At 67.7% G+C, this 9,895-nt stretch carries 10 protein-coding genes and 1 pseudogene; 7 read left to right on the top strand and 4 right to left on the bottom strand.

What is annotated here, in order from left to right; genetic code table 11:
- The 3 genes from ACRDUX_RS03740 to ACRDUX_RS03730 form a co-directional block, all read left to right on the top strand.
- Positions 1 to 965: phosphotransferase (locus ACRDUX_RS03740; RefSeq protein WP_526411145.1), on the top strand; the 965-nt coding region annotated here is incomplete at its 5' end.
- A gap of 18 nt (positions 966 to 983) precedes the next feature.
- The gene (locus tag ACRDUX_RS03735; protein ID WP_526411143.1) at positions 984 to 2,171 is read left to right on the top strand and encodes an acyl-CoA dehydrogenase family protein; all 1,188 of its coding nucleotides are present in this window, start codon (positions 984 to 986) and stop codon (positions 2,169 to 2,171) included.
- Between the two features lie 29 nt (positions 2,172 to 2,200).
- Positions 2,201 to 3,121 carry an LLM class F420-dependent oxidoreductase gene (locus ACRDUX_RS03730; protein WP_526411141.1) on the top strand — a complete coding sequence of 307 codons (921 nt, stop codon included), beginning with the start codon at positions 2,201 to 2,203 and terminating at the stop codon, positions 3,119 to 3,121.
- Between the two features lie 21 nt (positions 3,122 to 3,142).
- Here ACRDUX_RS03730 and ACRDUX_RS03725 read toward each other — a convergent pair whose 3' ends face one another.
- From ACRDUX_RS03725 to ACRDUX_RS03710, 4 genes are all read right to left on the bottom strand, one after another.
- Complete coding sequence (locus ACRDUX_RS03725; RefSeq protein ID WP_526411139.1) at positions 3,143 to 4,552, bottom strand: alpha/beta hydrolase domain-containing protein; 1,410 nt, start codon at positions 4,550 to 4,552, stop codon at positions 3,143 to 3,145.
- Entirely contained in the window at positions 4,549 to 5,235 is a 687-nt protein-coding gene (locus tag ACRDUX_RS03720) for a DUF427 domain-containing protein (RefSeq protein ID WP_526411138.1), read from the bottom strand. Before ACRDUX_RS03720 ends, ACRDUX_RS03725 begins: the two co-directional genes overlap by 4 nt.
- Positions 5,236 to 5,304: 69 nt before the next feature.
- A complete protein-coding gene (locus ACRDUX_RS03715; protein WP_526411136.1) occupies positions 5,305 to 5,559 on the bottom strand; it encodes a DUF2631 domain-containing protein in 255 nt (84 codons plus the stop codon).
- Positions 5,560 to 5,632: 73 nt separating this feature from the next.
- Positions 5,633 to 6,925, bottom strand: coding sequence for a cryptochrome/photolyase family protein (locus tag ACRDUX_RS03710; protein WP_526411134.1), 1,293 nt, complete (start codon positions 6,923 to 6,925; stop codon positions 5,633 to 5,635).
- Positions 6,926 to 6,984: 59 nt separating this feature from the next.
- Between ACRDUX_RS03710 and ACRDUX_RS03705 the strand changes: the two genes are divergently transcribed.
- The 4 genes and pseudogenes from ACRDUX_RS03705 to ACRDUX_RS03690 form a co-directional block, all read left to right on the top strand.
- The gene (locus ACRDUX_RS03705; RefSeq protein ID WP_526411132.1) at positions 6,985 to 7,854 is read left to right on the top strand and encodes a TIGR03619 family F420-dependent LLM class oxidoreductase; all 870 of its coding nucleotides are present in this window, start codon (positions 6,985 to 6,987) and stop codon (positions 7,852 to 7,854) included.
- 20 nt (positions 7,855 to 7,874) lie between these two features.
- Positions 7,875 to 8,810, top strand: coding sequence for an allantoinase PuuE (gene puuE, locus ACRDUX_RS03700; RefSeq protein WP_526411130.1), 936 nt, complete (start codon positions 7,875 to 7,877; stop codon positions 8,808 to 8,810).
- Between the two features lie 27 nt (positions 8,811 to 8,837).
- Positions 8,838 to 9,548: an Rv3717 family N-acetylmuramoyl-L-alanine amidase gene (locus ACRDUX_RS03695; RefSeq protein ID WP_526411128.1), complete on the top strand. Its 711-nt coding sequence runs from the start codon at positions 8,838 to 8,840 to the stop codon at positions 9,546 to 9,548.
- A gap of 140 nt (positions 9,549 to 9,688) precedes the next feature.
- Positions 9,689 to 9,895: pseudogene (locus tag ACRDUX_RS03690) on the top strand (hypothetical protein); the annotation flags it as partial.

Below are 9,895 nucleotides of genomic sequence, written 5' to 3'. Positions count from 1 at the left end.
CGGTCATCGACGGCGAGGCGGGGACGTCGTCGAGGGCAAGGCTTGCGCTCACCGGCGAGGACGTGCCCGCTTCGGTCTTCGTGAAGCTCGCGGCCGCCACGGCGGCCACCAGGATGCTCGGCGAGTTGGCTGGGCTGGGGGAGACCGAGTCCCGGTTCTACAGTCGGTTGGCACCCGCTCTCGGTGACGGGATACCGCGGTCGTACGGATCGGCGTTCGACCCCCTGACCGGACGGTACGTCGTCGTTCTCGAGGACATGACGATCAGCCCGTGCCGGTTCGCCGACACCCTGAACCCGCTGACCGTCGACCAGATGGCGTCGTTGATGGAGGTGCTTGCGGGCCTGCACGGCGCCTTCTGGGGAAGATTGCCCGAGAAGGCCGGGACCGCAGGAGAATTCAGCTGGCTCAAGGCCCCGTCGACCGAGCCGACGAACCTGCTCACGCCTGCGCTGATGAAGATGTCGGCACGCAAGCTCGCCGAGCGGACCGCGATCCCGATCGAAACGGGGCGCTTCCTCTGGGAGAACTACCAGCAGGCGACGGAGATCGTCGACGCGGGGACGCACACCGTTCTGCACGGTGACTCCCACCCTGGCAATACCTACTTCCGCGACGGCCGCGCGGGTCTGCTGGACTGGCAGGTGGTTCGGCGGGGCCACCCCGCCCGCGATCTGACCTACACGCTGGTGCTCGGCCTCCCCGTCGCCGACCGCCGGGCGGCTGAGCATGACCTGCTGGACGTGTACCGCAAGTCGGTTGCCGCGGCAGGAGGCCCCGAGTTCGACCGCGACGACCTGTGGACCCGCTACCGCCAGGCCGTGACGTACGCGTTCGTCTCGCCGCTGACCACGGCCGGCCTCGGCGGCATGCAGACCGAGGCCATCTCGCTGGAAGGCCTCCAACGTGCCGTCTCGGCGATCGAGGATCTGGAAACCGTTGCTGCGCTGAAGCAGTCGATGTGATCGGAGGAAGGTAGAACCGTGGACTTCTCCAGAGTCGACCTGTCCGAGGAGGACCAGGCATTCCGAGACGACCTGAGAGCACTCCTGGCAGAGCTCGTCACCGACGAGGTGATCAGTCGCGACCGAGAGACCGGTGAAAACTTCGACGAGGGGGTGCACCGGGCACTCGGCGACGCGGGTTACCTGACGCAGTACTACCAGGCCGGGGCGGACGGCGGTTTCAACGCGCTTCGCCTGCGCATCTTCGAACTCGAGATCGGCCGGTCCCGCACCCCGTGGTTTCACTCGGGAACCACGGCCATGGTCGCCAACGCGCTCCGGCAGTTCGCCTCACCCGAACTGTTCGCGGACGTCATGCCAGGGGTCCTCGCCGGTGATACGCGGCTTTGTCTTGGCTACACCGAGCCCGGTGGCGGTTCCGACGTCGCCACGTGCAAGACGCGAGCGGTACGCGACGGCGGGGGCTGGATCATCAACGGCTCCAAGATGTTCACGTCGAACGCCCAGAATGCGCAGTACGTCTTCCTCATCACCAACACCGATCCAAACGCGCCGAAACACCAGAGCCTGACCATGTTCCTCGTCCCTCTGGATTCGCCGGGCATCGAGATCCAGGGCATCCGCACCGTCGACGGGGATCGAACCAACATCACCTATTACAGCGACGTGAGGGTCGAGGACCGGTACCGAGTCGGCGAGGTCAACGGCGGATGGGTGGTTCTGCGTGGAGCGCTCAACGCCGAACACGGCACGGTCGAGCGGGATGCCGACGGGCTGCAGAAGATCGCCGTGATGTCGGAGCACGTCCTTCTGCTTGCCCAAGCCGTCGACCGCATCGCGGGAATCCTGGCGCAGGCGGACCCCACGGGCCTACGCCCGATCGACGAGGGTTCCGTTCGGTACCGGCTGGGTCGCAGCATCGCCAGGATGGAGGCGGCGATGAGCACGCCGGAGATGTTCGGTCGCGTTGCCAACGCACAGGTCATGCGCGAGGTGACGGCCGATCTCATGGACATCGTCGGCGTCGCTGCCGCGCTGCCCGCGGGGACGAGCGGAGCGGCCGATGACGGCGGGGTGGAATTCCTGTTCCGGCTGGCCGCTCCGATGGGTATCTACGGCGGAACCCTCGAGGTGTTCCGGAACATGATCGCGCAGCACGCGCTCGGGCTCGGGCGTCCCAACTACTCGCCCGCCAAGGTGTCCTGACCGTCCACACGACAAGGGGAGTGAGCCCAATGCGCTACACCTTCACCCACCCGATGCACAGCCATCCGTACAACCCGGAACTCGTCGTCGGGTCCGGTGTCGCTGCGGTGGCGGCGGCCGCAGAGGCGGCCGGATTCAGCGGTTTCGGATTCACCGATCATCCCGCGCCGACCCAACGGTGGCTGGAATCCGGCGGCCACGACGCGCTTGATCCCTTCGTGGCGATGGGTTTTGCCGCCGCCCACACCACGACGCTGAGGTTGATCCCGAACGTCGTGGTGCTGCCGTACCGCAATCCCTTCGTCGTCGCGAAGGCGGGAGCGACTCTGGACCTGCTGTCCGGTGGTCGTTTCACCCTTGCCGTCGGAGTCGGCTACCTCAAGCGCGAGTTCGCGGCTCTCGGAGTCGATTTCGAGGAGCGCGCCGATCTGGTGGAGGAAGCACTGCAGGTCATCCGCACCGTGTGGACCACCGACGACGTCAGCTTCGAGGGCCGTCACTTCACCGCCAGTGGGATCACCGCCCATCCCCGCCCCGTGACTCGACCGCATCCGCCGATCTGGATCGGTGGAAACACCGGTGCGGCCCGGCGTCGCGTCGCCGCCTTCGGCGACGGGTGGTGCCCCTTCCCCGCTCCTGCGGTGCTGGCGCAGACCGCACGCACCGCATCGATGGAGACCCTCGATGAATTGAAGACGGGTATCGACGATCTGCACCGTCGGTCCGAAGCCGCGGGCCGAGACCCGGCTGCGCTGGACGTGACGTTCACGAATTCGGCGGGCGGGAACCCCGCGGACGAGGACTTCAACCCCGACGCCTACCTCGACGGGGTCGAGAAACTCGCGGCGCTCGGCGTCACGTGGATTCAGGTCCAGGTACCCGGTGACAGCCTGGCCCACGCGGTGGAGGTCATCGAGCGGTTCGGCCGCCTGGTGATCGACGCGAGCTGAGCGCAGCGCGGCGGAGGACGCTCACCGGTTCAATGGGTATGTCGCTGCGGCGAGTTCGAGGATCTCGCCGCGGTCCGCTGCGACGATGAAGCCGGATCGGACTGCCTCGTCGAGGGCAATCTCGAAGAGCCGTAGATACTCGTCCGACCCGCCCGGGTACAGGCTTGCCACGGTGGCGGCGTCGAACACCTCGCCCGAGCCGAAGAGGCTGGCCATGAAGTTCCCGTCGCCACCGAGCCCAGACGTTCTCGCAATCGGCACGTCGACCCACGGAGTCCAGACCCCGCCCTTGGCGATTCCATGGTCGTCGAGCACCAGCTGCGGTGGGTCGGCGGCGCTCAACTCGATCTGCGGCGCGCTCGGTGCCGGCTCGCCGGTGCGCACCCAGTTGCGCAGACCGGCCAGTGCCGCCTGGAGCACGTAGTGGTGTTGCGGGCCGAAGTTGATGGGTTGTGCCACTTGCTCGCCCATCAGGGTGGTGGTGGGCGCGTAGGCGGCCACGATCGCGCTCAGCGGGGCGAATCCGGTGTCGATCGGGGCGACCTGAATCGTGTAGTTGTCGGCATGGGCGGTGCCGGGAATCTCCCAGACCCGCAGCCGCGCCTCGTCGGGCTGTCTCGCCGTGTAGTAGGCCAGTAGGGGGCCGCCGAGCAGGTCGGTCTCGGTGATGATCACCAGCACCGGGACGCGGAGATCGGGACGGATCCTGACCGCGTCGGGCATGGTCGCGCTCGACGGCTCGAGCATGGACACCCCGTCCAGCGGTGCGGCGGGGGCGAACCGGGAATGCACCAGGAAGCCGTCGTACACTTCGGCCAGCGGGTCGACGGCGTTGACGTACGTGGTCAAGTACATGGCGGATTGTGATTCGCCAACGGCGAGAACGTGTTCCGGGGTCAGTGCGCTCAGCACGCCGCCGGGTTGACTGGAGCGGACGAGCCGACCGATCTGAGAGAACACGTCGTAGGAGAAGGCGTCCCCGGGGTGACGCAGGGGTGCGTAGCGCACCGGGTCCTGGGTCTTCAACGACATGTCATGGCCCCCGGGGCTGTCGCCGCCCTGCACGCCCACCTCCTGCGCCGAGACCGCGACGTAGGCGTATCCCTCGCGCAGCATCTCGCGATGCGCCATGAACCACACCGCGGGGGCGTCGATGCCGCCGGAGACGTTGAGCCACTCCACCAGAACCGTTCCGTTGAAGGCGGACACGTGCTCCGGGGTCAGGACCACGATCCGGGTGGTGTAGTCCGCGTCGCGGGCCGGTGCGACACGCCACCGCCCGTCGGCGTTCAGATCGCCGGTCGCGGCGTAGGACGTGGCCGTTCCGCTGATGAAGAACTCCTCGGCCCGGTAACCCAGCGCGGCGACGTCGTAACTGCCGAGCAGCAGATTGGGTTTGCCGGGTACGGCCGTGACGACCGGACCCGTCATCGCGTCACGCCGACCGGAAGCTCGGCGATCACCTCTGTGCGGGTTTCGTCGAAGCTGAGGTACCCGCGGATGGGAACGGTCTCGGGCAGCGGGTCCTGGTAACTCCATGCCACGTCCTGGTGGACGACGCCACCGACGACGGCCGACCAGTAGGTGGCATCGCCCTTGTAGTTGCAGTAGCTCGTCGACTCGGATTGCCGCAGCAGGTCGGTACGGACCACGGCGGGGTCGACGTAAAGCCGTGGAGCGAGCGCTGTTTCGAAGACGATCACGGTGTCGGTGGTGTCGACCAGCACAACGCCGCCGACCGTGGCGCGTAAACCCCTCGTCGTCGGTCGGCAGTCGACCCGGTGATACGGATTGGGCGGGTAGTGGACGAGTTTGCGTCCCTCTTCGAACCACGTGTCGACGGCGTTCCACGGTACGTGGACGTAACCAGGCGCCTCGGGCACCGCTTCACCGGGGAGCGCTGCGACCTCGTCGGCAGAAAACGCATAGCTGAGCGCGTGGTCGCGGCGGTGCACCACAAGCGCGTGCTCGGTGTCGATGACGGTATGTCCGTTCAGCACCGCCTGGATGCGACGGGCATGCGGTTCGAGGAACACGACGTCGGTGGGCAGCGGAGTCGAGAACCAACCGACCGGATCGGCACTGAGGGGACCGCGCCCCGCGACGAGACTCATCCCTCCAGGTTTACAACAATTCGCGCCATTGTCACGTCGAAGTCACGTCCAGGTCGCGTCGAACCGGGCCTAGCGGGTCCACCCGCGGCGACGCAGCCACCAGTCGCGGAACACGATGCCGAAGATGGTCAGCGCGAACAGGATGAGGAAGATGTCCTCGACGTGACCGACGTGGTTGCCCCTCAGCATGGCAAGCATGAACAAGCCCGCCAGGATGCCGCCGATCTGGATGGCGCGGTGGTTCTCCTTCGACCATCCCCAATTCGCCGACGGCACGTCTTCGACGTCAACGCCGGTGTGTCGTTCGACCTCGGTGTTCGCCACGGCTGCTCCTCAAGGGTCCCAATCAACGTCCCAGTGAACGGAGCCCATTCTGGCATACGACACGTTGTCGTATTCATCGGATGGCCTCGTAGCGACGCAGCGCCTCGAGGCGTTCGGCGGCGTGGTCGAGCATCGGCTCCGGATAGTCCCCGCCGCCGACCTCCGGCACCCAGCGCTTCACGTAGGCGCCATCGGGATCGAACTTCTTGCCCTGCGTCGTCGGGTTGAACACCCGGAAGTACGGCGCGGCATCGGTCCCGCACCCGGCGGCCCACTGCCAACCGTGCTGGTTGCTGGCCATGTCGCCGTCGGTCAGCTGCTCAAGGAACCACCGCGCACCCCACTGCCACGGCAGGTGCAGATCCTTGACGAGGAACGACGCGGCGATCATCCGCACCCGGTTGTGCATGAAGCCGGTCTCGGCGAGCTGGCGCATACCCGCGTCGACGATCGGGAAGCCCGTCGCGCCCGCCTTCCACGCCTGGAACCGCTTCTCGGCGTCGCGGTCTTCGTCCACCGCGATGCGGTCGAAGGACTTGTTCCAGTTCCACCACGCGCTGTCCGGCCACGCGTGCAGAACCGAGGCGTAGAAGTCGCGGAACGCCAACTCCCGCAGATAGGCCTGCGCGCCGCTGCCGCTGCCGAGATCGGCAGCCATGGTGCGCGGGTGGATGGTGCCGAACTTGAGGTGCGCCGACATCCGGCTGGTGCCGTCGCGGTCGGGCCGGTTTCGGTCTTCGGAGTAGGCGCTCAGGGTCGAGTCGACGAACTTCTTCCACTGCTTCCGGGCCGCGGCTTCACCGGCGGCGTTGTCGAGTTCGGCGTCGCCCCTCGGGACGTCGACGCCGCCGCTCACGTCGGCGGGGTCGATCCAGCGTGCCGACTCCGCGCCGGTCTTGGCGGGCGTGCGCCAGCCGTGTTCGCGCCACGCCGCGTAGAACGGCGTGAACACCTTGTAGGGCGTGCCGTCGCCCTTGGTCACCCGGCCGGGGGACACCAGGTAGGGGGAACCGGACTCCTCGAGCGGCACGTCGGCGAGCGCCTCGCGGACCGCAGCGTCGCGGCGCATCCCGAATGGCGAGAAGTCGGCGGAGACGTGCACCGCGGTCGCGTGGATCTCCTTGACCAGAGCGGGGATTCGGGACTCTGGACGGCCCTGGGTGACCAACAGCCGCCCGTCGAGTCCGTCGCGGAGCTCCCGGAGCGAGTCGTACAGGAACATCAGCCGCCGAGGGCCCGCGGTCGCCTTCAGCCGTGGATCGAGGACGTAGCAGGCGAGCACGTCCCGGTCTTCTCGAGCGGCGTCGAGGATCGGCGGTAGGTCGTGCAGGCGCAGGTCGCGCCGGAACCACAGCAGCGAGGGCATGGTCTGAGCTTGCCCGCAAACCGCGGTGGAAAAACGCCGAGATGGGGCAGGGTGGTGCGATGCAGTTCTGGTCGGGCACGGCGTTCATGAACACCTCCGACGCCCTTGCAGTCACGCGAATGCTCGACGAAACCGGCTTCGACGGCATGATCTGTGCCGACCACCTGATCTACCCACGGACGCTGACGTCGCCGTACCCGTCCGGCGCGGATGCCCCGCCGTGGCCACCGGAAACGGCATGGCCCGATTCGTGGGTGATGATCGGAGCGATGGCGGCCACGACCACGCGGCTGCGCTTCACCAACGCCGTGTACATCGCGCCGTCCCGCCCGCTGGTGGAGGTGGCCAAGCAGGTGGCCACCGCCGCCGTCATCTCCGAGGGTCGGGTGGCGCTGACGGTTGGGGCGGGCTGGATGCGCGAGGAGTTCGAGCTGCTGGGGCAATCGTTCGGCAATCGCGGAAAGCGGCTCGACGAGATGATCCCCGCGCTGCGGGCGCTGTGGCAGGGCGGCTGGGTGTCGTGGAGCGGGGAGTACTACGAGGTGCCGGAGCTGATGCTCGAACCACACCCGCTGACGCCCGTGCCGATCATGTGCGGCGGCGAGTCCGAGGCCGCCCTGCGCCGCGCCGCGCGTTCGTGCGACGGCTGGGTGGGCACCGCCTACACCTGGAACGACGCCGTGCCCTACCTCGAGCGCCTCCGGGAGCTGCGCCGCGAGTACGGGCGGAGCGACGAACCGTTCGAGATCATGCTCGCGCTCCTGGACGCGCCGAGCGCGGAGCTCTACGAGCGGGCCGAGGATCTCGGCGTCACGGCGGTGATGTGCGCACCGTGGATGGGGACGGCCGAGGGCGATTCGGGCCAGGTCGCGCAATTCCGCGGGCCCATCGAGCGCTTCGCCGAGACGGTCATCGCGAAACTGCGCTAGTCCACTGCCACAATTCCACCATGACGCCGACCACCGACGAGTACCCACGCGACATGGTCGGATACGGCCCGCACCCGCCCGATCCGCGCTGGCCCGGCGGCGCCAACATCGCCATGCAGTTCGTCCTGAACTACGAGGAGGGCGGGGAGAACAACGTCCTGCACGGTGACGAGTCGTCCGAGACGTTCCTCTCCGAAATCATTGGTGCACAGCCCTTCCCGAACCGGCACATGAGCATGGAGTCGCTGTACGAATACGGCTCCCGGGCGGGGCTCTGGCGGGTGCTGCGGATGTTCGACGAGCGTCAGCTTCCGCTCACGATCTTCGGCGTCGCCACGGCACTCGCGCGCAACCCGGAGGCGCTCGCCGCGTTCCAGGCCAGGGGCGACGAGATCGCCTGTCACGGTCTGCGCTGGCTGAGCTATCAACTCATCGACGAGGACACCGAGCGCGAGCACCTGGCCGCGGCGGTCCGCCTGATGACGGAACTGACCGGCTCGGCACCGCTGGGCTGGTACACGGGCCGGGATTCGCCGCAGACGCGCCGACTGGTGGTCGAGCACGGCGGCTTCCTCTACGACTCCGACTCCTACGCCGACGACCTGCCCTACTGGACCCGGGTGGATGGCAAGGATCACCTCGTCGTTCCGTACACCCTCGACACCAACGACATGAAGTACGTGTCGCCCAGCGGATTCCCCAGCGGGACCGACTTCTTCACCTACCTGCGTGACGCGTTCGACGTGCTGTACGCCGAGGGTGAGGCGGGGGCTCCGAAGATGTTGTCGATCGGCTTGCACTGCCGCCTCGTCGGGCGCCCCGCGCGCATCGCGGCACTCGGGCGGTTCCTCGACTACGTGCAGTCCCACGACAAGGTGTGGATCACGCGCAGAGTCGACGTCGCCCGGCACTGGACGCAGAATTTCCCGCCGGGGGCCACCGGCGGGCTTTGTTAGCGTTGGGCGCTGCGCGCACTGGTGCTGATGGCCGCCCCGCTGCTGGTCGGCGCGGAGCTGGTGGTCGGGCCGGCGCCGCAGGCCCATGCCGCCGATCTCGCAGGCAAGGTGATCGTCCTCGATCCTGGTCACGGTTCCGCGGCCGACGGACCGCTGGGTCGCCAGGTGCCCAACGGCCGCGGCGGCACCAAGGACTGCCAGACCACGGGGACCGCCACCGACGCAGGCTTCCCCGAGCACGCGTTCACCTGGGACGTCGCGCTGCTGGTCCAGAACGCACTCAACGCGATGGGCGCCGAGACCGTGCTGACCCGCGCCGACGACAGCGGCCCGGCGCCGTGCGTGGATGCCCGCGCGGCCGCGGCCAATGCCCAGCACCCCGACGCGATCGTCAGCATCCACGGTGACGGCGGACCGGCCTCCGGCCACGGCTTCCACGTCAACTACTCCGCTCCGCCGCTTTTCGACTCCCAGGGCGCGCCCTCATTACAGCTCGCCAACGACATGCGTGACGCGCTCGCTGCTTCTGGACTTCCACCCTCGACCTATCTCGGGTCCAACGGGCTGTATGGGCGTTCGGACCTCGCCGGTCTGAACCTCGCCGAGTATCCGGCGATCCTGGTCGAGCTTGGCAACATGCGAAACGCCGACGACGCCGCGCGGATGACGAGCGATCAGGGCCGGGCGGCCTATGCCGCTGCGGTAGTCAACGGCACCGTGGCGTTTCTCCGACCCTGAGTCGCATGCCGTCACACGCCACTCCGGCCTCTAAACGCCCGACCAGGGTGCGTGTGCTCTGGACGCTTGTCAGTGTCCTCGTGGTGCTGGCTAGTGGGTTCTCAGCATTGCTGGTAACTCGCACGTCGTCAGACTCTACGATGACCGCCACCCCAAAGGTCATTCGGACACTCCCGGCGGAACCCGGCGCGATCACGTCTGCCAAACCCGTGCCGCTGACGACGAGTGCATCGCCGGCAGCAGACCTGAGCACTGACTTCGCGCAGCTTCAGGCCACGATTGATGCGCCGATCGGAGTCGTCGTTACTTCCGTTGGGGGTGCGGGTGTCGCGCCGATCGTGTTGGGG

Origin of the sequence: Mycobacterium sp. (assembly GCF_050701675.1) — a bacterium.
Lineage (GTDB): Bacteria > Actinomycetota > Actinomycetes > Mycobacteriales > Mycobacteriaceae > Mycobacterium.
This window is presented reverse-complemented; position numbering and strand designations above follow the sequence as displayed.

What these genes read in the sequence shown, in the direction of transcription:
- ACRDUX_RS03720 (WP_526411138.1), bottom strand. Translation starts at nt 5,235, where the DNA reads ATGAGTCTCGTCGCGGGGCGCGGTCCCCTCAGTGCCGATCCGGTCGGT.
- ACRDUX_RS03725 (WP_526411139.1), bottom strand. Translation starts at nt 4,552, where the DNA reads ATGACGGGTCCGGTCGTCACGGCCGTACCCGGCAAACCCAATCTGCTG.
- ACRDUX_RS03730 (WP_526411141.1), top strand. Translation starts at nt 2,201, where the DNA reads ATGCGCTACACCTTCACCCACCCGATGCACAGCCATCCGTACAACCCG.
- ACRDUX_RS03705 (WP_526411132.1), top strand. Translation starts at nt 6,985, where the DNA reads ATGCAGTTCTGGTCGGGCACGGCGTTCATGAACACCTCCGACGCCCTT.
- puuE (WP_526411130.1), top strand. Translation starts at nt 7,875, where the DNA reads ATGACGCCGACCACCGACGAGTACCCACGCGACATGGTCGGATACGGC.
- ACRDUX_RS03695 (WP_526411128.1), top strand. Translation starts at nt 8,838, where the DNA reads ATGGCCGCCCCGCTGCTGGTCGGCGCGGAGCTGGTGGTCGGGCCGGCG.
- ACRDUX_RS03710 (WP_526411134.1), bottom strand. Translation starts at nt 6,925, where the DNA reads ATGCCCTCGCTGCTGTGGTTCCGGCGCGACCTGCGCCTGCACGACCTA.